General features: G+C 74.7%; 20 protein-coding genes. 12 read left to right on the top strand and 8 right to left on the bottom strand.

Annotated features, from left to right (window positions below; genetic code table 11):
- Positions 1-101: 101 nt before the first annotated feature.
- A complete protein-coding gene (locus IEZ05_RS12300) occupies positions 102-1,451 on the top strand; it encodes a helix-turn-helix domain-containing protein (protein ID WP_189230095.1) in 1,350 nt (449 codons plus the stop codon).
- Between the two features lie 72 nt (positions 1,452-1,523).
- Positions 1,524-2,264 (top strand): GAF and ANTAR domain-containing protein, encoded by a 741-nt coding sequence (locus IEZ05_RS12295; protein WP_373298762.1) that lies wholly within the window; start codon positions 1,524-1,526, stop codon positions 2,262-2,264.
- Positions 2,265-2,397: 133 nt separating this feature from the next.
- Here the strand turns inward: IEZ05_RS12295 and IEZ05_RS12290 are convergent, their stop codons facing one another.
- Positions 2,398-3,162 (bottom strand): hypothetical protein, encoded by a 765-nt coding sequence (locus tag IEZ05_RS12290; RefSeq protein WP_229869692.1) that lies wholly within the window; start codon positions 3,160-3,162, stop codon positions 2,398-2,400.
- 534 nt (positions 3,163-3,696) lie between these two features.
- Here IEZ05_RS12290 and IEZ05_RS12285 point away from each other — a divergent pair.
- Positions 3,697-4,686 carry a nucleoside hydrolase gene (locus tag IEZ05_RS12285; RefSeq protein ID WP_189230093.1) on the top strand — a complete coding sequence of 330 codons (990 nt, stop codon included), beginning with the start codon at positions 3,697-3,699 and terminating at the stop codon, positions 4,684-4,686.
- 104 nt (positions 4,687-4,790) lie between these two features.
- Positions 4,791-6,461 (top strand): glycoside hydrolase family 13 protein, encoded by a 1,671-nt coding sequence (locus IEZ05_RS12280; RefSeq protein ID WP_189230092.1) that lies wholly within the window; start codon positions 4,791-4,793, stop codon positions 6,459-6,461.
- 113 nt (positions 6,462-6,574) lie between these two features.
- Here the strand turns inward: IEZ05_RS12280 and IEZ05_RS12275 are convergent, their stop codons facing one another.
- A complete protein-coding gene (locus IEZ05_RS12275; RefSeq protein ID WP_189230091.1) occupies positions 6,575-7,081 on the bottom strand; it encodes a hypothetical protein in 507 nt (168 codons plus the stop codon).
- Positions 7,082-7,208: 127 nt separating this feature from the next.
- Entirely contained in the window at positions 7,209-7,577 is a 369-nt protein-coding gene (locus IEZ05_RS12270; RefSeq protein ID WP_189230090.1) for a DUF6479 family protein, read from the bottom strand.
- A 119-nt stretch (positions 7,578-7,696) separates the two neighbouring features.
- Between IEZ05_RS12270 and IEZ05_RS12265 the strand changes: the two genes are divergently transcribed.
- Entirely contained in the window at positions 7,697-9,322 is a 1,626-nt protein-coding gene (locus IEZ05_RS12265) for a right-handed parallel beta-helix repeat-containing protein (RefSeq protein ID WP_189230089.1), read from the top strand.
- A gap of 30 nt (positions 9,323-9,352) precedes the next feature.
- Here the strand turns inward: IEZ05_RS12265 and IEZ05_RS12260 are convergent, their stop codons facing one another.
- Both IEZ05_RS12260 and IEZ05_RS12255 read right to left on the bottom strand, forming a co-directional pair.
- Positions 9,353-10,228: a serine hydrolase gene (locus IEZ05_RS12260; RefSeq protein WP_189230088.1), complete on the bottom strand. Its 876-nt coding sequence runs from the start codon at positions 10,226-10,228 to the stop codon at positions 9,353-9,355.
- A 517-nt stretch (positions 10,229-10,745) separates the two neighbouring features.
- Positions 10,746-11,687, bottom strand: a complete 942-nt coding sequence (locus tag IEZ05_RS12255; RefSeq protein ID WP_308426926.1) for a LysR family transcriptional regulator — start codon at positions 11,685-11,687, stop codon at positions 10,746-10,748.
- 115 nt (positions 11,688-11,802) lie between these two features.
- On the opposite strand from IEZ05_RS12255, the gene IEZ05_RS12250 reads away from it, so the two are divergent.
- Together IEZ05_RS12250 and IEZ05_RS12245 are read left to right on the top strand one after the other, a co-directional pair.
- Positions 11,803-12,789 (top strand): CE1 family esterase, encoded by a 987-nt coding sequence (locus IEZ05_RS12250; RefSeq protein ID WP_189230086.1) that lies wholly within the window; start codon positions 11,803-11,805, stop codon positions 12,787-12,789.
- A 38-nt stretch (positions 12,790-12,827) separates the two neighbouring features.
- Complete coding sequence (locus IEZ05_RS12245) at positions 12,828-14,462, top strand: penicillin-binding transpeptidase domain-containing protein (RefSeq protein WP_189230085.1); 1,635 nt, start codon at positions 12,828-12,830, stop codon at positions 14,460-14,462.
- A gap of 18 nt (positions 14,463-14,480) precedes the next feature.
- Here the strand turns inward: IEZ05_RS12245 and IEZ05_RS12240 are convergent, their stop codons facing one another.
- Both IEZ05_RS12240 and IEZ05_RS12235 read right to left on the bottom strand, forming a co-directional pair.
- Entirely contained in the window at positions 14,481-14,693 is a 213-nt protein-coding gene (locus IEZ05_RS12240; protein ID WP_189230084.1) for a twin-arginine translocase TatA/TatE family subunit, read from the bottom strand.
- Positions 14,694-14,813: 120 nt separating this feature from the next.
- On the bottom strand, positions 14,814-15,803 hold the full coding sequence (locus tag IEZ05_RS12235) for a sporulation protein (RefSeq protein WP_189230343.1): 990 nt from the start codon (positions 15,801-15,803) through the stop codon (positions 14,814-14,816).
- A gap of 295 nt (positions 15,804-16,098) precedes the next feature.
- Between IEZ05_RS12235 and IEZ05_RS12230 the strand changes: the two genes are divergently transcribed.
- The 4 genes from IEZ05_RS12230 (at position 16,099) to IEZ05_RS12215 (ending at position 19,510) form a co-directional block, all read left to right on the top strand.
- Complete coding sequence (locus tag IEZ05_RS12230; RefSeq protein WP_189230083.1) at positions 16,099-17,478, top strand: hemolysin family protein; 1,380 nt, start codon at positions 16,099-16,101, stop codon at positions 17,476-17,478.
- A complete protein-coding gene (locus tag IEZ05_RS12225) occupies positions 17,475-18,497 on the top strand; it encodes a hemolysin family protein (RefSeq protein WP_189230082.1) in 1,023 nt (340 codons plus the stop codon). Before IEZ05_RS12230 ends, IEZ05_RS12225 begins: the two co-directional genes overlap by 4 nt.
- 197 nt (positions 18,498-18,694) lie before the next feature.
- Positions 18,695-19,066: a MerR family transcriptional regulator gene (locus IEZ05_RS12220; protein ID WP_189230081.1), complete on the top strand. Its 372-nt coding sequence runs from the start codon at positions 18,695-18,697 to the stop codon at positions 19,064-19,066.
- A 240-nt stretch (positions 19,067-19,306) separates the two neighbouring features.
- The gene (locus IEZ05_RS12215) at positions 19,307-19,510 is read left to right on the top strand and encodes a cold-shock protein (RefSeq protein WP_003975194.1); all 204 of its coding nucleotides are present in this window, start codon (positions 19,307-19,309) and stop codon (positions 19,508-19,510) included.
- Positions 19,511-19,615: 105 nt separating this feature from the next.
- On the opposite strand, the gene IEZ05_RS12210 is transcribed toward IEZ05_RS12215, so the two are convergent.
- Entirely contained in the window at positions 19,616-20,962 is a 1,347-nt protein-coding gene (locus IEZ05_RS12210; RefSeq protein WP_189230080.1) for a hypothetical protein, read from the bottom strand.
- 113 nt (positions 20,963-21,075) lie between these two features.
- Here IEZ05_RS12210 and IEZ05_RS12205 point away from each other — a divergent pair, with 113 nt between their 5' ends.
- Positions 21,076-22,317 (top strand): molybdopterin-dependent oxidoreductase, encoded by a 1,242-nt coding sequence (locus IEZ05_RS12205; protein WP_189230079.1) that lies wholly within the window; start codon positions 21,076-21,078, stop codon positions 22,315-22,317.
- Positions 22,318-22,351 lie beyond the last annotated feature (34 nt).

Genomic DNA, 22,351 nt, shown 5'->3' with positions numbered 1-22,351 from the left:
CTGTCAGGCGCGCTGTTAAACATGCTTAATCCGCAATTTAACCTAGGGCCGTCGCAGCCGAACGGCAAGAGGCCCGGGGGGAGTTGGCAGTGGGGGACCACGTGGGGGACCGTGAAGACCGTGTGACCATCGGGCGCCGGGTGCAGCGGCTGCGGGCCGAGCGCGGGATGACCCAGCGGCAGCTCGCCGAACCGGCGTACACGCCCGCCTACATCTCCACCCTGGAGGCCGGCCGCGTCCGCCCCTCCGACGAGGCGCTGCGGCACCTCGCCGAGCGGCTCGGCGTCGGCTACGAGGAGCTGGTCACCGGCCGTCCGGCACGACTCGCCACCGACCTGCGGCTGCGGCTCACCGAGGCGCGGCGCACGCTCGCCACCGGCGGCGCCGAGCAGGCGGCCGAGCAGTACGGCGAGCTGCTCGCCGAGGCCGAGGCGTACGAGCTGCCCGAGGAGCGGGCCGCGGCGCTGCTCGGCCTCGGGGAGTGCGCGGTGGAGACCGGTGAGCTGGCGTCCGGCCGCCGGTACTTCGAGCGGGCCGAGGAGTGCCTGACCGATGCCGACGCGCCGCTGCCGGCCCGGGTCCCGGCCCTGCGCGGACGGGCCCTCACCCACTACCTCGCCGGTGAACTGCGGTACGCCGTCTACCTCCTGGAGTCCACGCTCGACGAGCTGAACCGCGGCGGCCTGCACGACCCCGACGCGCTGCTGCTGCTCTACGCCAGCGTCATCGGCCCGTACATGGACATGGGCGCGCACGCGCGGGCCGCCCAGGCCGCCGAACTGGCCCTCGCCCTCGCGCCCCGGGCCGGCGACCCGGCGCTGGTGGCCCGCATGCACCGCTCCGTCGCCCGCACGCTGCTCGCCGAGGGCCGCCTCGCCGAGGCGGACGCCTCCCTGGCCAAGGCGTCCGAGCTGTACCGCACGCTGCAACTGCGCACCGAGCTGGCCAACTGCCACTGGATGCGCGGCTACGTCTGCGCGCAGAACGGCGAACTCGCCCGCGCCGAGGAGGAGATGCGGCAGGCCCTGGAGATGCTGTCCGTCACCCGGGCCGCCCTCTACAGCAGTCAGGTCGCCGTCGAGCTGGCCGACGTACTGCACCGGCGCGGCAAGTCCGCCGAGGCCGCCGGGCTGCTGCGCGGGGTGCTGGACGACCTGTCCTCCGAGCGCGGTGCCGTGCACGCGGCGGGCGCGCACCGGCTGCTGGGCATCATCGCCGAGGACGCCGGCGACACCGAGGCCGCCGAGGAGCACTACGTGCGCGCGCTCAGCCTGCTGGAGCGGGCGGGCGCGGCCGGTGACCTGGCCGACCTGTGCCGGCTGCTGGGCGACCTGCTGCGCCGCACCGGGCGGGTGGAGGCGGCCCTGGACGCCTACCGCACCGGTCTGGGGCACCGCACGGCGCCCGGCACGACCACGCTGGGCCCGGCGCCCGCGCAGCCTCCGCTGTAAGGGCCCGACCTCCCGGTTTCCTCCGGTCGGCCACGGGTAGTCGGGCATCCGGCCGCGTGAGTGAAGGAGGCGGTGGGCGTGCGGGCCGGCGACGATCCCCGATGGCCCCCGGACGGGGGACCCCCCGCCGACGACGAGGGCGGCACGCCGCCCGGCGTGGTGCCGGAACGCCTCTGCGCGATCGCGGTCGAACTGCTGCCGGTGACCGGCGCGAGCGCGTCGCTGCGCGGTGGTGACGGGCTTCCGGTGCGGCTGTGCGCCAGCAGCGACCGGGCCTCGTACCTCGCGGAGATTCAGGCCACCCTGGGCGACGGGCCGTGTGTCAGTGCCGCCGAGACGGGGGCCCCGGTGCTCGCCCTCGATCTGCGGTCCGGCGCCGACGCCGACCGCTGGCCCGTCTTCGCCCAGCAGGCGACGGCTGTCGGTGTGAACGCCGTCTACGCGCTGCCGCTGGGCAGCGACACGGTGTGCGTCGGCACGTTCGACCTCTACCGCGACACCCCCGGCGGGCTCACCGAGCCCCAGCTGAACACGGCCCGGCTCCTGGCCGGGATCATGACCACGGCCCTGATGGCGCTGCCGCGCGGGGAGGAGTACGACTTCGGCGGCGGGGTGGACGCCTGGCTGAGCGGGCTGGGCGGCGGCCACGACGAGGTCTACCAGGCCGTCGGCATGATCATGGCCCAGCTGGGTGTCGGTGCCGACGAGGCGCTGGCCCGGCTGCGCGGCGCCGCCTTCGCCCGGGGCCGCACCGCCCACGACGTCGCCCGCGACGTACTCACCCACCGGCAGCGCTTCGACCTCGACGGCTAGGGCCGGTCGTCTGGATCAGGTCGCAGGAAAGCGACGGAGCCTGTCAGCGCCGGCGTGCCAGACCCCGCGTCCGCGGCGTGATCCACACGACGGGCCCTGGGCCGTACACGGCCTGGCGGGCCGACGGCCGGGGTCACACCTGGGCCCGTCCCTGCCGGCGGATCTCGGCCAGCCGTCCCGCGCCGACCTCCACGGCCGTCCGGGTGGCGTCCTCGGCCGCCTCGCCCAGGCTTCCGTTGGTCAGGCTGATCACGTCGTCGCCGACGCGTACGGCGACGAGGTCCACGGTGAGGACGGCGGGCCCGGCAGCGGCGGTCGTGCCGGTCACCGTCACCCGCAGCCCCTGCCGGGCGTCGCCCGCCTCGGGCAGCGTCACGCCGGTGACCCGGACGTCCCGGGCGGCCTCGCGGGGGGCCTCGGCGGTGAAGTGCCCGCACGTGTCCGGCAGCGTCGCCAGCCAGGCCAGCGTCCGGTCGATGTCGGCCGCGCGGTGGGAGGTGATCCGGTAGTGCAGCTGGGCCTCGCCCGCCCGGTCGTCCAGGGCGGCCGTCGCCCGGGGAGCCGGGGATGCGCCGAAGAGCTCCTCGGTGTAGAGGACGTCCAGCAGCCGCCGGCAGTCCGGGTCCGCGGCGGTGGCCTTGAGGAGGGCGTCCCGCCAGGTCGCGGCACCGAGCGTCGGGCCCCACGCATCCCCCAGGTCGCCCTCCGTGATCAACGCCGCGCTCGCCTGTGCCCGGGTGAGCGCGGGCGGAGCGGCGGCCGACGGGAGGGAAGCCGACGGCACTGCGGCCGGTGACTGCGGGGTCGCGGGCCCGGTGCCGGCCGACCGGTGGGCGTCCTGGCCGGCGGGGGAGCAGGCGGTCACGGCCATGGCCAGGGCGGCCGGGAGCACGAGCACGGGGGCGAGGCCGGGGCGCCGCCTCCGGGAGCCCGGGGACGGCCGGCGCCCTTCACGATCGGTCACAGGGCCCACGGCACCACCACCCCGCCCGCACCACCAACGCACGGACCCGTCCGAGTGACCCGGCCGAGGCCCCGCCACCGCACGGGCCCGCGCGGCCAGGCCTCGCCCTCGGGCGCGCTTCCCGGCGGGCCGCGGCCTCGTGCGGGGGCCGTCGGGCCCGCGGCGGGTCACCGCTCCGACCCGCGCGCCAGGCCTCCCGGCCCACCCGGGTCCGCCCACCCTCGGGTGTCGTGCCGTGCGCGGCGGTGCCGAGCGGTGCCTGGTGGCGTGCGGCCACCGTTCCGACGCGCGCCCGGTGTCTCCGGCCCGTGCGGGTCCGCCGCGCCCCGGGCGGAAGGCTCGCTCGGCCCGCGTCGGGGTGTCGCGCCGGCCCGCGCGGCTCCGTCCTCGCCGCCCGGCACCGCAACCACACCCCGTGGACGCGTAGGGTCGCCGCACCGGCCCCCGCGCAGCACAAGGAGCCATGCCGTGCCGACCGATCAGTACCCGCACCCGCCCGTCCCCGTGATCATCGACTGCGACACCGGTATCGACGACGCCCTGGCCCTGCTGCTGGCGGTCCGCCACCCTGGGCTCGATCTGCGCGCGGTCACCTGCGTCGCCGGGAACACCGACGTGGACGGCGTCGTACGCAACACCCTGACCGTGCTGGAGCAGGCCGGCGCCCCCGACATCCCCGTCGCCCGGGGCGCCGAACGCCCGCTGATCGAGGCCGTGCGCACGGCACGCCATGTGCACGGCCACGACGGCATGGGCGACCTCGCGCTGCCCGCGCCCGTCCGCACCCCCGTCGACGTGGACGCGGTGACCCTGCTGCGCCGCGAGATCCTCGCCTCCCCGCGCCCGGTCACCCTGATCCCCACCGCGCCCGCCACCAACATCGCCCTGCTGCTGCGCACCCATCCGGAGGTGACCCGCAACATCGAGCGGATCGTGTTCATGGGCGGCGCGGTGGCCACCGGGAACGCGACGCCGGTCGCCGAGTTCAACGTCTGGCACGACCCGGAGGCGGCCGCGATCCTGCTCACCGCCGGGGTGCCGATCACCATGTACGGGCTGGACGTCTTCCAGCGCGTGATCGTCCCCGGCCCCGACGTGCGCCGCCTGCGCGCGAGCACCGAGCCCGGCACCCGCCTCGCCGGTGAACTGCTCGCCCACCGGGGCCCCGCCACCGACGAGGCCGACCCCGGCGGCGGCCTCGGCGACGCGGGCGCGGTCTGCGCGGTCGTCGACCCGGAGGGGCTGACCACCCACCGCCTGCCGGTCGAGGTCTGCCTCGCCCCCGGCCCGGCCCGCGGCCAGACCCTCGTCGACCGCCGCGTCCGCCCCGGCGAGTCCGAGATCCACGAGGGCACGCGCGAACAGCCGCTGGTGGACGTGGCGTTGGACGTCGACGTGGCCCGGTACGTGGACCTGTACCTGACCGCGGTCGAACGCCAGGACGGCGAGGACACCTAGGACGGGCCACGGTCACCGGCGCGTCCCGTCACCCCTGTGTTCACTTTTGGGGTGATGTGGACAGATCTATTCGTGTCGCCCGCACGCATCGCGAAGGAGACCGCGTGACCGTACGCAGCACCACCAGCACGCCCGACCTGTCGTCCAAGGACCCCAACTGGTGGCGGCAGGCCGTCATCTACCAGATCTACCCCCGCAGCTTCGCCGACGCCGACGGCGACGGGCTCGGTGACCTGCGCGGCATCACCCAGCGCCTGACCCACCTGGCCGCCCTCGGCGTCGACGCCCTGTGGCTCAGCCCGTTCTACCCGTCCGAACTGGCCGACGGCGGCTACGACGTCGACGACTACCGCGACGTCGACCCGCGCCTGGGCACCCTGGACGACTTCGACGCCCTGGCCGCCGAGGCCCACCGGCTCGGCCTGAAGGTGATCGTCGACCTCGTCCCCAACCACACCTCGCACCGCCACGCCTGGTTCCGGGAGGCCCTGGCCGCCGGCCCCGGCTCGGCCGCCCGCGACCGCTACGTCTTCCGGGACGGCCGCGGCGAACACGGCGAGCTGCCGCCCACCGACTGGCAGTCCGTCTTCGGCGGCAGCGCCTGGCAGCGGGTGCCGGACGGCCAGTGGTACCTGCACCTCTTCGCACCCCAGCAACCCGACCTGAACTGGGAGAACGAGCAGATCCGCGCCGACTTCCGCACCACGCTGAAGTTCTGGTGCGACCGCGGCGTCGACGGCTTCCGCGTCGACGTGGCCCACGCGCTGGTCAAGGACCTCACCGAGCCGCTGCGCGACCTCGGCTCCCCCGAGCTGAGCAGCGAGGCCGCACTCGCGGAGTTCGCCCCGGGCACCCACCCCTTCTACGACCGCGACGACGTGCACGAGGTCTACCGCGACTGGCGCAAGATCCTCGACGCCTACAGTCCGCCGAGGATGGCGGTGGCCGAGGCCTGGGTCCCGGGCGCCCGGCGCGCGCTGTACGCCCGCCCGGACGAGCTGGGCCAGGCCTTCAACTTCGAGTATCTCCAGGGCCGCTGGGACGCGGCGGAGCTGCGCGAGATCATCGCCGGTTCGCTGGCCGACGCCCACGCCGCCGGCGCCTCCGCGACCTGGGTGCTGTCCAACCACGACGTGGTCCGCCACGCCTCCCGGCTGGTCCTGCCGCCCGGCACCGACACGGACGCCTGGCTGCTGTCCGGCGGCAAGGCGCCGGCGGTCGACGAGCGGGCGGGCCTGCGCCGGGCCCGCGCGGCGACGCTGCTGATGCTGGCGCTGCCCGGCTCGGCGTACGTCTACCAGGGCGAGGAGCTCGGCCTGCCCGAGGTGGCCGACCTGCCCACCGAGGTCCTCCAGGACCCGATCTGGGAGCAGACCGGGCACGTTCGCAAGGGTCGCGACGGATGCCGGGTGCCGCTGCCGTGGACGACGAGCGGACCGTCGTACGGCTTCGGCGCGGGCGCGGCCTGGCTGCCGCAGCCGCCCGGCTTCGCGGAGTACTCCGTCCAGGCCCAGGACGGGGTGGCCGGCTCGACCCTGGAGCTGTACCGGACGGCCCTGCGCCTGCGCCGCAAGCTGCTCGACGGCGAGTCCCTGACCTGGGCGGACGACGTACCGCCCGGCGTGCTCCAGTTCGACCGCTCGGACGGCTGGCGCTGCGTCACGAACCTCTCGGAGACGCCGGTCGACCTGCCGGCGGGCGAGGTGGTGCTGACCAGCGTGCCCCTGGAGGACGGCAGGCTGGGGCCGGACACGACGGCGTGGCTGGTGAGGTAGCGGCGGCATGTCGCGGGAGAGCGGGCCGGCGGCCGCCCGGCCGCCGCACGGCCCGCTCCACTCCCCGCGGCCCGCGTGATCCCGCTCGGTGACGGCCCTTCGGTCGCGCCGCCTCAGTAGCGCACCGCGTGGGCCACCACCGCGCGCACGTCCCCGGACAGGTCGTGGCTGCTGCGGGCGGTGGCGCGGCCGGACCGGCCGGCGGGCACGTCGTCGACGGTGACCACGACCGTGTCGAGCAGGGTGCCGTCGGGGCTGGTGAGGTTCGTCTGCACCGCGAAGGACTTCGTCGTGTCCGCGGTGTTGTGGACGGTGACCTCGACCGTGGTGCGCCCGTCGGCGTCGGTCCTCGGCGTCCCCGTCTTCACGTCACCCGTGACGTCGGCGCCCGACGTGATGTCCTCCAGCCACCGCCCGGCCTCCGCCGTCGCCGAGGCCAGGGCGTCCGAGCCCTCGGAGGCGAGCGAGGACGCGGCCGACGCGGCCCGGCTGACCGCCTCGCTCGCGGGGGCCGTGGGCGTGCCGCCGCCGTCACCGCCGTCGTCGGAGCAGCCCGCCAGCACGGCGGCCGCCAGCACCGTCACCACCGCCGCCGCCCCGCGTGCCCGGTGACCGGCCATGTCGCCTCCAGGGACCTCGCGCCTACCCGCTCCCGCGAGGACACGCGGGGTCCCTTCCAGTGAAGGCGCACCGGCACGGCACCGCACGCCGGTGCTCGTCCGAACGAGGACGGGCGGTGCCGGGGGGTCAGATGCGTCCCGGGCTGCCGCTGCCGAACGATCCGCTGGACCCCGGCAGCCAACGGCGCCGGCTCTGGTCCGCTCCTCGTCGGCTGCCCGCGTGATGGAGCTGGTACGGCATCAGCCGTGGGCTCCCGTCGGTGCTCAGCGGGATCTCGTCCGGCTCCCGGATCTCCCGTTCCTCGTGGACGGGACCGGTGGGTGGCAGGTGGGGCTGTTCGTCGGCGCGGGGGCGGGGCGATTCCTGCTCCATGGCCCTCATACCGAGCCGTACGGCCAGGATCAGCACGCCGGCGACGAACAGCCCGCCGATGAAGGCCGCCGTCAGGTTGAGTGCGTCCGAAGCGGCCAGCAGTTCATACGTTGCCGTACTCATGTTCTGATTATGTACCCCGGATTGAGATAAAGCGCCCGGTATGTCCCCGTGATTGAGGACGGCGGCGGGCTGGTACCCGGTCCGCAGCGAGTGGCGTCCCTGGCGGAAGGAGCGCGCCTATGACTGCGCCGTTGACGGTCGACGCCCACGAACACGGTCTGGCGGGGGACGGCACCACCGACGACGGGCCGGCGTTGCGGAAGCTGGTGGACGCGCTCGGTGACGCCGTCGCCGCCGACGGTCGGCCCCGCACGGTCCACGTGCCCGCCGGGCGCCACCTGATCCGGGACCGGCCCGTGCGCTGGCGCAGCGGTGTCTCGCTCGTCGGCGCCGGGCGGGGGACGACCTGCTTCGTCCTCGCCAACCCGGGCGCACCGGCACAGCCGGTCCCGCTGGCCTGGTTCACCACCGCCCAGCACGGTGCCGGGCGGGACCACCACATCGCCGACGTCACCTTCGCGCACTTCGAGATCGACGGGTCCGGGGTGGAGACGGAGGAGTACGACGTCCTGGCCAAGGGGCTCGGCCTGCAGTACGTGCTGCGCGGGCGCTTCACCGACCTGTACATCCACGACACCGCCGCCACCGGCTTCGGCTGCGACTTCCTCCAGGACACGGTCGTCGAGGGCGTGCTGGCCGAGCGGTGCGGACGGCAGGACCCCGGCGAGAAGATGGGCGGCGCGGGCCTCGGGATCGGGGTCGGCGGCTGGGGGCCGGTCGAGCGGCTGGCGGTGACCGACTGCACGGCCGTCGGCAACGGCACCAACGGCATCTTCTTCGAGCTCCAGCAGGACCACTGGACCCCGCCCCGCGGCATCCGCGTCACCGCCTGCCACACCGAGGACAACCGTTACGGCATCTCCGACTGGGGAGCCGACGGGCTGCAGGTCACCTCCTGCACGATGCTCGGCAACCACGTGGCCGGGTTCGACGTGTCCTCGCAGGGCACGACCTCCGTCGGCGGCCGGGGCGGCATCGTCACCGGGTGCGTGATCGACGGCAACCTGCGCGACGGGATCGCGCTCGGCAACACCCCGGGCCCCTACGCCTTCCGCGGCAACCGCGTCAGCGACAACGGCCGGTACGGCTACTGGCAGCACAATCTCGCCGGCGGTGACCAGGAGGCGACCACGGACATCGTCCTGGAGTCCGACGACATCCGCGGCAACGCCCTGGACGGCATCCGCGTCGACGCCCCGCTGCACGAGCCGGCGATCTTCGGCAACCGGATCCACGACAACGGCCGCCGCGCCGCGCCGGCGACGGAAGGGGGCGGCGCGGGTGTGCGCTGCGGGCCGCTGTCCCTGACCGACGAGGGCGCCGACTGGCTCCCGGGCGGCCACCGCGGCAAGGAGCTGACGGTCGGCGACGGGAGCGCCGCGGTCACCGCCGTGGTGGCCGGCAACACCGCCACCGAACTCACCCTCGCCCCCGAACGCCCCGGTGCCACGACGGCCTGGCCCGACGGCGCCCCGGCCCCCGGTTCCGTCTACCGCCTCCCGGACCCCCCGGCACCGCGCGCCGGCCTCACCGCGGCGGCTGCCGTGACCCACCCGTACGTGCACGGCAACCGGGTCCGGGACGACGGGCATCCCCGCACCCAGACGCACGCCCTGTGGATCGCGCACGAGGCCACCTGGACCGGCGGCCGGGTCTCCGGCAACGACTTCAGCGGCAACGCCTCGGCGGCCACCCGCTTCGACTCCGCCCCGAGCGGGGGACGGTGGCGGGACAACGACCGCTGAGCGCGACCGCCGGGCGACCGCACGGGCGCGTCACGGCGCGCGCAGCGCGTCCACCGCGATCCGGGCCGCCGTGCCGATCACCGCGTCCGCCGCCGGGAGGGTGGCCGCGGTGTGGGCGGTGCGGGTGAAGACGGCCACGGCGTAGCGGCCGCCGTCGGGGTATTCGACGACGCCGACCTCGTTGCGCAGGGTCGGCAGGGTGCCGGTCTTGCCGGCCACGTGGACGTCGTCGAAGGGGAAACCCGAGGCCAGGCGGTGCGGCCAGACCTGGAGGCCCAGGATGCGGCGCATGGCGGCGCCGTACTCGGGCGGGCAGGCCTCGTCCCGCCAGACGGCGGTGAGCAGACGGGTCATGTCGCGGGGAGTGCTGTGGTTGGCGCGGGCCGGGTCCAGGGAGCGCAGCCGGGTGATGACGTGCGGGTCGGTCAGCGCCCGGGCGCCGTCCGGTCCCGCGTCCTCCCGCATCGCGGCGAGCATCTCGCCGAAGGACGACACGGCCCGCGTGCGGGTGAGGCCGAGCCGGGCCGTGGTCCGGTTGACGGCGTCCAGGCCGACCCGGTGCAGGAGCAGGTCGGCGGCGGTGTTGTCGCTGACGGACATCATCAGGAACGCGGCGTCGCGCAGGGACAGCGCGACGGGGTCGAGCATGGCGGCGATGCCCGTGGGCCCCGGGGTGCGGCCGGCCGGCGGGCACTCGATCCGCTCGGTCAGGTCCAGCAGCCCGGCCGCGGCCTGCTCGTGCAGTGCGACGAGGACGCACAGCTTGTGGACGCTGGCCGTGCACACCGGCTGGTCGGCCCCGGCGTCGATCTGCGCCCCGGAGTCGATGTCGACGGCGTGCAGCCAGCCGGTGACCCCGGCCTCGGCGAAGGCCGCGCGCAGACGGCCGGTGACGGTCTCGGTCATAGCCAGTGCTCCGGTGCCGGGCGAGGGGGTGGCGTGATGAGGACGGCGAGCGGGCGGGACCGTACCCCGGCTCCCCACGGGCGCCCGGTGCCGGCCGGTGCCGGTGCCGCCGTGCCGGGGCGGGCGGCGGTGTGCGGTCGCCGGGGTCGGGCTCCGGTCGTGGCCGGGACGACGGAGGCGGCGTGCGAGCGGCCGGTGCCGGTGGCTGCCTGGGCTCCCGTGTCGGTGCGGGCGGCGTCCGCGGCGGCGGGCGGGTGCGGGTGGCGGGGCCGGGCTCCGGCTCCGCGCGGGTGCCTGGTGACGCACGCGGCCGGTGCCGCCGTGCCGGGGCGGGCGGCGGTGTGCGGTCGCCGGGGCCGTGCCCCGCTCGCGGCCTGGACGGCGGAGCCGGTGCGCGGGTGGGGCCGTGCCCCGCTCGCGGCGGAGCCGGCGGGCGTGCGCCGGGGTCGGGCTCCGGTCGTGGCCGGGACGGCGGAGCCGGCGGGGCTGAGGTGCGGGCGGTCCGTCTTGGTGGTGGTCACAGCCAGAACTCCGACGCCGGGCGCAGGTGCAGTGGCCGGGAGGGGGCGTCGGTGCGTGCGCCGGCCGTCGTGCGGAGCGCGTGCGTGGCCGCGTCCGCGAAGGCGCCGACGGCGGCGTCACCCCGCCCCTCGGGCCAGGCGACGGAGTGCCGCCAGGCCAGCGGAGCCCCGGCGAGCGGGCGCCAGACCAGGTCCGGGTCCCGGCCGTCGGGTGCGGCGAGCAGGTGGGTGTCACGGGGACCCAGGGCCACCGCCCCGGAGGACAGCACCAGCCCGCGCACGAAGCTGACGCCCTGGCCGTGCCGCACGGCGGCGGGGGTGTAGCCGCCCCGGGCGCACGCCGTGAGCAGGTCGTCGTAGACCGCGGGCGCGCTCTCGCGCGGGAAGAGGACCAGCTCGTACCCGCTGAGCGCGGCGAGCGGCACCTCGACGAGCCCGGCCTCCGCCGCGCCGCGCGGCAGCAGCACGCCCAGGTCGCGGCGCAGCAGCGGTCCCAGTTCGAGGCCGGCGACGTCGCACGGGTGGTGGACGATGCCGACGTCCAGCTCGTGCGCGGCGAACGCGGCGAGCTGCTGCGCGGTGGACAGTTCGTGCAGTTGCAGCTCCAGACCGGCGTGGCGGCGCCGGAAGTCCGCCAGCAGCGCGGCGACGGTCTCGCCGGAGATGTCGGGGGACAGGGCGGCGCGCAGCAGCCCGGTCTCGCCGTCGCGGATGCGGCGCGCGGCGGCCAGGAAGGAATCGGAGCGGGCGAGGAGCTCACGGGCCTCGGTGAGCAGCAGCGTGCCCGCCTCGGTGATCGTCACGTGCCGGCTGGTGCGTTCGAAGAGCCGCACCCCCAGCTCGCGCTCCAGCCGCTGGATGCGCTGGGACAGCGGCGGCTGCGCCATGCCCAGCCGGGCCGCGGCACGCCCGAAGTGTGACTCTTCTGCAACAGCCACGAAGCACTCCAGGTGCCGCACCAGGTCCACGACCAGTAATCATATCGGGGATTGATCGATCCGACATCCATATGAATCTTGGACAGGGGCCGGAGGGCCTTGCTCTCCTCGGGACATGCGCTCCCTCCGTGACCTCGTCCCGATCCCCCGCCGGTGGCCCGGCGCCCTGGCCCTCGCCCTCGTGCTCCCGTTGGCCGGCTGCGCCACCGACTCCGAACGGCCCGCCGCGAAGCCGGCGGGGAGCAGCTCGACCCCGGCCGGCGCCGCGGCGACCGCGGCGCCGGACGCCCGCGAACAGCTGCGCGTGGACGGCCGTACCCGCGGCTACCTCCTGCACCGGCCGGCCGTGGCCGGCGACGGCCCCAGGCCGCTGGTCGTCGCCTTCCACGGCCGGGGCTCGGACGCCGCCGGACTGCGGGAGCAGAGCCGGCTGGAGAAGGCCGCCGGGGCGCGCGGCATGCTCGTCGCCTACCCGGAGGGCCTCGGCCAGGGCTGGGGCGCGGGCACGCAGAAGACCGCGCAGCGCCCGGATCCCGGCCTCGACGTGCGGTTCACCGAGGCACTGGTCGAGCACCTGGTGCGCACCGAGCACGCCGATCCCGAGCGGGTCTACGTCGCCGGGTTCTCCAACGGCGGCTCGATGGCGCTGCGCGTCGCGGCCGAGCGTCCCGGCCTGGTGGCGGGTGCGGCCTCGGTCTCCGGCCAGCTGCCCTCGGGCGCCGCCGCGGTGGAACCCACCGGCCCCGTGCCCGTCATGGTCGTCTACGGCGCCGACGACCCCGTACGCCCCCTCGCGGGCTGGCCCTCCCCGCCGCCGGACCCCGAGGAGCCGATCGTGCCGACCAGGTCGGCCCGGGACAGCGCGGAGGCCTTCGCCGCCGCGGGACACGCCGGCCGCCCGGTCACCGAACGGGAGCGCGGCTACGACCGCACCGTCTGGCACCTCGGCGGTGATCCCGCGGCCACGGTCCAGCTCCTCGTCGTCCACGACGCCGGCCACACCTGGCCGGGCTCGTCCCTCACCCCGCCCCAGGGTTTCGGCGCCACCAGCAGGGCCCTGGACGCCACCGACACGGTCCTCGACTTCTTCGCCGCCGCCTGACCGGTGCCGCGGTCCCGTCCCACAGAACAGGAAGCCTGATGCCGGACACTCCCCGCCTCACCCCTCCCGGCCGCCGCCGACCGCGGGGCGGCGTGCGGGCCGTCACCGCCGTGGCGGTGGTGCTCGCGATCGCCGCGGGCGGCTCGTACGCCGCCGGGCTCGGCCCCTTCGCCCGCGGCGACGACGGTCCCGACCCCGCCGCGATGAAGCAGGCGCGCGCCTTCCTCGCCGACTGGGCCGCCGGGCGTCTGCCGAGCGCGGCCGGCCGCACCACCAGACCCGACAAGGCCCAGGAGGTGCTGCAGAGCTTCACCACCGGGCTCGACATCGCCGAGCCCGTGCTGACGGCGGCGCCGGAGGCGGAGGAGGCCGAGGACGGCACCCTGGCCGTCCCGTTCACCGCCAGGATGCCGATCACCGGCCTGGGCACCTGGACGTACGAGTCGCGGCTGCCGCTGCGCGAGCAGCAGGACGGCGGCTGGAAGGTGGACTGGCGGCTGTCCCTGGTCCACCCCCGGCTGAGCGACACGGAGAAGTTCCGGCTGGAGCGCGAGGAGACGTCCCCGCCCGAGGTCACCGACCGCGCCGGAACCTCCCTCACGGGCGCCGACCACCCCTCCCTGGCCCCGCTGCTGGGCCGGATCGCCGGGTCGTCCGGCGGTGGCCCGCGCGGCGCGGTCGAGCTGATCGACCGGGCCACCGGTCAGGTCGAACGCACCGAGGCCAGGTTCGGCAAGGAACCCGACCCGGCGACCGCGGACCGGCCCGTCCGCACCACGCTGGACGCCGGCTGGCAGTCCGCCGCCGAGGAGGCCCTCGCCGAGGCCGACGGCAAGAACGCCGCCCTCGTCGCCCTGCGCATCGACAACGGAGAGATCCTGGCCCTCGCCAACTCCCCGGCCGGCGGCTTCAACCGCGCCGCCTCCGGCACCTACGCGCCCGGCTCCACCTGGAAGATCGTCACCAGCAGTGCCCTGCTGCTCAAGGGCGCCGTGAAACCCGACGACGTCGTGGACTGCCCCAAGTACCTGACGGTGGGCAAGGAGTTCCACAACGTCGAGACCTCCGAGCACCCCGGCGCCACCTTCCGCAAGGACTTCACCGAGTCCTGCAACACCGCCTTCATCAGCCTGCGCGGCAAGCTCGACGACGGGGAGCTGGGCGAGGTCGCCCGCACCTACTTCGGGGTCGGCCAGGAGTGGCACGTGGGCATTCCGACGTACGACGGGTCCGTGCCGGTGCCGAAGGACGAGACGGAGAAGGCCGCGTCGATGATCGGGCAGGGCCGGGTCCAGGCCAACCCGCTGATCATGGCGTCGGTGACCGCCACCGCGGTCTCCGGCGAGTTCCACCAGCCGTCCGTCACCGCGGGGAACGAGGACGCGACCCGCACCGAGCCGCTCCCCGACGAGGTCGTCACCCAGTTGCGCGGGATGCTGCGCGCCACCGTCACCGACGGCACCGCGCACGTCCTCGGCGACCTGCCCGGCGAGGTCGGCGCGAAGACCGGCACCGCCGAGGTCTCCGACGACCAGGACAACAACGGCTGGCTCGTCGCCCACCGGGGCAACGTCGCCGTCGCCGCCGTCGTCGAGGAGGGCGTCACCGGCAGCGGCTCCGCGGGCCCGATCGTGCACAGCCTGCTGTCCGCCGTACCGGACGACCCGTCCTAGACCTGTCCCGCCGGGCCGTCAGCTGTCCTCGCGCCGGACCGTCTCGCCGGGGATCACGCGCGGCGTCCCCGGTACCTCCGCCGGTGCCTGCTCGTCCTTCGCGGCCCGGGCCTCCGCCTTGAGGATGCGCGCCGACTTGCCCGCCGAGCGGGCCAGCTCGGGGAGCTTCCTGGCGGCGAGGACGGCTATGACGACGACGAGAATGATCGCGAGCTCGCTCAGTCCGAACACGGCGCTCCCCAGGTGGCATGCGGTCCGGACCCGTGACCCGGGCCCGGTCGGAATCTACGGCAGGACGGGGCGGTGATCCACCGACTTGAATCTACAGGCATGTAGAAGCTGCCGGCCTGCTCAGCCCTCCTCCGCATCCTCTTCCCCCTCCGCCTCCTCGTCGTCCTCGAAGAAGTCCCCGATCTCGTCCACGACCTCGGCCGCCACCATGCCGCCGGCGACGCCCACCGCGAGCCCGGCCGCGCCCGCCGCGAGGGCGGTGCCGGCGCCGGGGCCGGAGTGGCGCCCCGACTCGTGTCCGCCCGCGTGTCCGTACACGGCGTGGGAGCCCCAGGACGCCCGGTGCTCGACGAGCTCGCGGATCCAGCCGTCGACGAGGCTGCCCCAGTCCTGCGCCGCGACCCCCTCGTGCGGCACAGTGAAACGGCTCAGGGCGTCATGGCCGCCCCCGAGCGGCCCCCCGTGCTTGTCCGCCTCCAGGATCACCTCCAGCCCGCCGGGCGCGGCCAGGAAGGTCAGCTCGATCTCGCCCACCTGGTGGGCGTACTGCGGCGCCGGCGTGAGCTCGACCTCCTGGTAGAAGGGCAGCTGCTGCCCGGTGCCGCCGATGCGGCCGTACTCCAGGTCGGCCGAGCGGAAGCCGAAGCCGAGCTGCCCGAGCGCCTCCAGGACGGCCTCCTGCGCGGGCAGCGGCGTCACGGCCAGCGGGTCCAGGTCGCCCTTGTCCCGGGCCCCGGCGACCGCCAGCTCGGTGCGCACGCCGACGACGACGCCCAGCGGCTGCCCGTACAGCTCGGTGACCGGGGTCTCCCAGGGCAGCGTCACCGAGAAGGGCACGCTGTGCCGTTCCCCGGCGGCCAGCCGGAAGCCGCCGCCGACGGTGAACCGGCCGAAGGCCACGACGCCCTCGCCCTCCCCGTCCGCGTGCTCGGCCTCCACCCGGGCCACCAGCTCCAGCGCGACGACCTCGACGTCGAAGCCGGTGGTGCCGCCGACGAGATCGACCCGGCCCGTCAGCGCACCGCCCGGCCGGGCCGCGCCCGGGTCGAGGACCGTGTCCACCGTGGGCCCGCCCACGCCGAGGGAACCGAGCAGCCGCTTGAACACCATCGAGGCGTTCACTCCTTCACTTTGGTGCGGGAAACATGGGTGCGGGAAGACATGCGTGCGGGAACAACCGGAACCGTCAGGCCGTTCTCTACAGGCGAGTAGAAGCATAGGGGTCCGAGGACTCCCGATCTTTTTGCTCGTCCTTTACCATGTGAGGAAACTCCGGGCGGCCCGCAGCGGCCCCCGCCGACCCTGTTGAGGAGTCCCGTTCCGTAATGGAGCCCCCCAGTACCGGCCGTGCCACGGACGGCCCGCCAGCCCCCCTGTATGCGCGTGAGGGAAGCGGGGTGGCACGGTGACCGAGGTCCTGCTGCTCCTGCTGGCCCTCCTCCTCACCCTGGCCTGCGCGCTCTTCGTCGCGGCCGAGTTCTCGCTCACCACCGTCGAGCGCGGTGACCTGGAGCGCGCCGCCGAGTCCGGCGAGCGCGGCGCCGACGGCGCCCTGAAGGCCGTCCGCGGTCTGACCCTCCAGCTCTCCGGCGCCCAGCTCGGCATCACCGTGACCTCGCTGGTCATCGGCATGCTGGCCGAGCCGTCGCTCGCGGTGCTGCTGCGCGGCCCGCTGACGGCGATCGGCCTGGGCGGCGCCGCCTCCACGGTGGCGACCGTCCTCGGCGTGGCCCTCTCCACCGTCGTCCTGATGGTCGTCGGCGAGCTGGTCCCCAAGAACTGGGCGATCTCCAGCCCGCTGGCGGTCGCCAAGGTCGTCGCCGGACCGCAGCGCGGCTTCACCGCCGCGTTCGGCCCCTTCATCCGGCACCTGAACAACACGGCGAACCGTTTCGTCCGCCGCTTCGGCCTGGAACCGGCCGAGGAGCTGGCCTCCGCCCGCAGCCCCGAGGAACTGGTCGCCCTCGCCCAGCACTCGGCCGCCGAGGGCGCCCTGGAGGCGGACTCCGCCGAGCTGTTCGTGCGCACCCTGCACCTGAGCGAGCTGAGCGCGGAGAACGTCATGACCCCGCGCGTGGACGTCAAGGCCCTGGAGGCCCACGCCACCGCCGCGGACGCGGCCAACCTCACCCACGCCACCGGCCTGTCCCGCTTCCCGGTCTACCGGGGCAGCCTGGACGAGGTCATCGGCACCGTCCACATCCGCGACGTGCTGGCCCTGGAGCCCGGGCGACGCGCGGCCACCCCGGTCACCGAGCTGGCCACCGCGCCGCTCCTGGTGCCGGACAGCCTGCCCGCCGACCGCCTCCTGGAGCGCATGCGCCGGGCCCGCACCATGGCCGTCGTCATCGACGAGTACGGCGGCACGGCGGGCGTGGCGACCGTCGAGGACATCGTGGAGGAGGTCGTCGGCGAGGTGCGCGACGAGCACGACCCCGTCGAGGTGCCCGACCTGCTGCCCGCCCCCGCCGGGGCGGACGGCCGCGCGGCCTGGGAGGCCGACGGCTCGCTCCGGCTGGACCGGCTCGCGAGGATCGGCCTGAACGCGCCGGACGGCCCCTACGAGACGCTGGCCGGCCTCGTCGCCACCCAACTGGCGCGCATCCCCGCCGAGGGCGACGTCATCGACCTCGACGGCTGGCGCCTGGACGTCCTCGACATCGACCACCACCGCGCCGACCGCCTGCGCATCACCGCCCCCGCACGGGCGGAGTCGCGCGGGGAGCCGGCGGAGCCGGTGGCCTCCGGCCGGTCGTCCCACCGGGAGCCGGAGGTGGCCCGATGACCGCCGTACAGCTCCTCATCGGCGCCCTGACGCTGCTGACCAACGCGTTCTTCGTCGGCGGCGAGTTCGCCCTGATCTCCGTGCGCCGCAGCCAGATCGAGCCGCGTGCCAAGGCGGGCGACAAGCGGGCCCGGATGACCCTGTGGGGCCTGGAACACCTGTCGGCCATGATGGCGACGGCCCAGCTCGGCATCACGGTCTCCTCCCTGGTGCTCGGCGCGGTCGCGGAACCGGCCATCGCGCACCTGATGGAGCCGGTCTTCGAGGCCGTCCACATGCCGCACGCCCTGGTCCACCCGGTGGCCTTCGCCATCGCCCTGGCCCTCGCGACCTATCTGCACATGCTGATCGGCGAGATGATCCCGAAGAACATCGCGCTGGCCGCCCCGGCGACCACCGCGCTGATCCTCGGCCCGCCGCTGGTGGCCCTCACCCGGGCCCTGAAGCCGGTCGTCTTCGGCATCAACGCCTTCGCCAACACGCTGCTCAGGCTGCTGCGGGTGGAGCCGAAGAACGAGGTCGAGGCCGTCTTCACCGACGACCAGCTGGCCCGCATGGTCGTGGACGCCAGCGAGGCCGGGCTGCTGACCCCGGCCGACGGCGAGCGCCTGCGCGACGCGCTGGAACTGGGCACCCGCCCGGTCGGCGAGATCCTCGTGCCCACCCCCAGGATGCGCACCGCTCCGCACACCGTCACCCCGGCCGAACTGGAACGCCTGGCCGCCGAGGCGGGCTACTCCCGCTTCCCGGTCACCGGCCCCGGCGGCACCGTGCTCGGCTACCTGCACATCAAGGACACCCTGGGCATCGCCGAGCGCGACCGTCCCTTTCCCCGCAGTGCCCTGCACCGGGTCACCCGGGTCCGCATCGACACCCCCCTCGACGACACCCTCACCGCCCTGCGGGCCGAGGACAGCCACCTGGCCGCGGTCACCGGCGAGACGGGCACGGTCCTGGGCTTCGTGACGATGGAGGACGTCCTGACGGAACTGGTGGGACCGGCGCCGGTGGCGTCGTGACCTGACGTCTCCCAGCACGACACGGGGCGAGCGGACCAGGTCCGCTCGCCCTTTCGGCACGGTCGAGGTCCGGTCCGCGCGGGTCGGATATGTGTTCGCCGCAGCAGGTATCCGACCGGCGCGACTAGAGTTCAGGTGTGGGGGAACCGGATTCCCCGCGGCGGGCCGTGTCCTCGGCGGTCCGCGGGAAGGTATGCATGCCCTCGGAGAGCAGGCTGGACGCCGAAGGCCGGACGCCGGCCGCCGACCGGCTCGACGACGATCATTACCCGGCGTACACCATGGGCAGGGCGGCCGCCCTGATCGGCGCCACGCCCGGATTTCTCCGCGCGCTCGGCGAGGCCGACCTGATCAGCCCCATGCGCTCGGAAGGCGGCCACCGCCGGTACTCGCGGCAGCAGCTGCGCCGCGCCGCCCGGGCCCGCGAGCTGGTCGACCAGGGCACGCCGATCGAGGCCGCCTGCCGCATCGTCCGGCTCGAGGACGACCTGGAGGAGGCGCTGCGGATCAACGACGAACTGCGCCGCACGGCCGAGCGATCCGGGAGCAGCGGCCGTGGCCGCGGGTGAAAATCTGACACCGGCGAAACAGATATTCGCGGGTAAGCGAGAAGATATCCGCATTCCCATTCCCGCAGTGATTTTCGCCGTGATTTGTTGCCCGGGCGGCCGGGGCATTTCGTGCTAGGCTCGACATCAGTTGCAGTTGTGGTTGCCATTTGCGTTACCGGTTTTCCGGGCAGGTGATCATCGCAGCGATGGGAGGACCCGCACGGTGCGGGTCTCCAGCACTGCCTAGGAGAAAAAATCATGGCTTCCGGTACCGTGAAGTGGTTCAACGCCGAAAAGGGCTTCGGTTTCATCGCGCAGGACGGCGGCGGCGCCGACGTCTTCGCCCACTACTCGAACATCGCCACCCAGGGCTTCCGTGAGCTCCAGGAGGGCCAGCGGGTCAACTTCGACGTCACGCAGGGCCAGAAGGGCCCGCAGGCGGAGAACATCGTTCCCGCGTAACACGCGCGAACCGCACAGGAGGGCCCGCACCGCAAGGTGCGGGCCCTCCTGCGTGTGCCCGGTCCGTGCCCGTGTCCGCACCCCCGTGGATGCCCGGCGGTCCGCTCACCAGCCGGTCGCGAGCAGATGGTTGAGGAGCAGCGCCAGTACGGCCTGCGCCGCCAGCCACACCCGCGGGCGGCCGAGGAAGGCGCAGGCCGGCAGCAGCCACAGGGCGAAGGGGAGCCAGATGCGTTCCGTCTCCGCCTTGCTCATGCCGGACAGGTCCGCGGCCAGCAGGGCGAGCAGCCCGGCGGTCACGAGAAGCGCGGCCCGGCCGTCCCCGGGGGCCACGGCCCCGCCGCGCCGTCCGGCGAGGAGCACGCCCCCGGCCCGCCGCAGTCCCGCCACCGTCGCCAGGCCCGTGATGAGCACCGTGCAGGCGAGGTTGGCCCACACCCAGTAGCCGTAGGGGCGGATGCCGGCCGCGCCCTGGTAGTACCGCTCGACCAGCAGGCGGTACGCCTCCCACCAGTCGAACCCGGCCACGGTGAACGCCACCGGCACCACCGCCGCCCCCGCCAGCAGCGGCACGAACAGCACCGGTCGCTCCCGCACCCCGCGCCGGCCCAGCCACAGCACCGCCGCGCCGATCACCGCGAACAGCGTCAGCCCGTACGACAGATAACAGGTCAGGCCGAACAGCAGCCCCGAACCCGCCGCCCACCACAGCGAGCGTCCGGTGACCGCGAGGGCCAGCAGCGCCACGGACCACGCCGCGACCGCCGCGAAGTACCCGTCGGCCGACGTGCCCATCCACACCGCGGCCGGCGCCATGACCAGGAAGGGCGCCGCCCGCCGGGCGAGCCGCTCGCCGGCCAGCGCCCGCACCGCCACCAGCACCGCCACGCACGCCGTGGCGCCCACGGTGATGCACCAGACCCCGGCCCAGCCCCCGCCCCGCAGCCCGGTCCGGTCGAGCAGCACGAAGGTGAGCGTGGCCGCCGGAGGGTGACCGGCGACGTGGGCGGGCCAGTTGTCGGGGGAGTCGATCAGGATGTGCCGGGTGAAGTCGCGCAGGGTCGCCGGGACGTCGTTCCAGCGGTCGATGACCTGGAGGTACTCGAAGCGGGTGGTGAGCCGGACCGCGATGCCCCGGTGCCAGCCGTCGATCAGGGCGAGGGACCAGATCCAGGCCGTCGCCGTGCCCCAGGACGCGGCGAGCAGGGCGCGCCACGGCAGACGGGCGGCGACGGACGGGCCGTACGCCACGGTCGCCACCGCCAGCAGCACGGCCGCGGGCGTGCCGGGACCGACGTGCGGGTCCCAGCGACCGATCAGCGGCGGCCAGCCGACCAGCAGCGAGTGGTCGGTGGCCTGGAGGTGGCGGCCGATCAGTACGGCCGCCACCACGAGGAGCACGGCGGGCACGACGGCGTACAGGTCGCGGAGGCCGGGGCGGGGGCGGGTCACACGGGCACCGTAGGCGGGACGATCGGCCGCGGGACGGTGCACACGGCGGACGTCAGCGTTTCGTCATGGGTCGCGGCCCGTCTTCGGGGCCGGGTCCGGCCTACGGTCGGGACATGCGCGACCTCGCCTCACGGCTACCGTCCTCTCCGGGCTTCTGGCGCAGCCCGCTGCGAGGCCGCCGGTTCACGGCGGTGCTCGGCCTCGTCCTGCTCGTCGGCGTCTCCGTGCTGTTCGTGACGGGCCTGCTCTCCTACGCCGCCTACAACCCCGGCCTGGACCCGGTCAACGACAAGACCCCGGACAAGGGGATCCTCGGCTTCTACCTCTTCGCGTGGCCGGCCGGCCCGGCCTGGCTGTACCGACTCAACCAGGGTGTCCACGTCACCCTGGGCCTCACCCTGATCCCGGTCCTGCTGGCCAAGCTGTGGTCGGTCGTGCCGCGGCTGTTCACGCTGCCGCCGGTGCGCTCGCTCGCCCACGGGCTGGAGCGGATCTCGCTGCTGCTGCTGGTCGGCGGCGGGCTGTTCCAGTTCGTGACCGGGGTGCTCAACGTCCAGCTGGACTACCTCTTCCCCGGCTCCTTCTACCCGTTGCACTTCTACGGGGCCTGGGTGTTCTTCGCCGCGTTCGTCGTGCACGTCGCGCTCAAGATGCCGATCGCGCTGCGCGCCCTGAGGACGCTGCGCGACGAGCGCGACGACGACTTGGCCGCCCCGCGGCCCGATCCGCCCACCGTCTCCCGGCGCGGGGCGCTGTGGCTGGTCGGCGGCGGCTCGCTGCTGATGTTCGTCACCAACGCCGGCCGCAGCTTCGACGGGCCGCTGCGGGAGACGGCCGTGCTCTCGCCGCACGGCGGACCCGAGCCGGGAAACGGCCCCAACGGGTTCCAGATCAACAAGACGGCCGCGTACGTCGGCATCGACCCGGCGGAGACCCGCGAGGACGCCTGGCGGCTCGTCGTCACCGGGCGCACGGGAACCGTCCGGCTCGGCCGGGCCGACCTGCTGGACATGGCGCAGTACAGCGCGGCGCTGCCCATCGCCTGCGTCGAGGGCTGGTCGACGTCCGACCAGTGGTGGCGCGGGGTACGGCTGCGGGACCTCGCCGCGCGCGTGGGCTTCGAGGACGACCCGCCGGACGTGTTCGTCGAGTCCCTTCAGCGGCACGGTCCCTTCCGCAGCGGTGCGCTGCGCGCCAACCAGGTGGCCGACGCGCGCTCCCTGCTCGCGCTGTCCGTCAACGGGGAGACGCTCAGCCTGGACCACGGATATCCGGCGCGGATCATCGTGCCCGCCGCGCCCGGCGTGCTGAACACCAAGTGGGTGACGCGGATGACGTTCGGAGACCTGGGATGAGGGCCGTGACGAAACGGGTGAGGGACCGCGCGAC

This window comes from Streptomyces flaveolus (genome assembly GCF_014648815.1).
Lineage (GTDB): Bacteria > Actinomycetota > Actinomycetes > Streptomycetales > Streptomycetaceae > Streptomyces > Streptomyces flaveolus.
The sequence above is the reverse complement of the archived record's forward strand: the minus strand, read 5'-3'. Positions and strand labels throughout refer to the sequence as shown.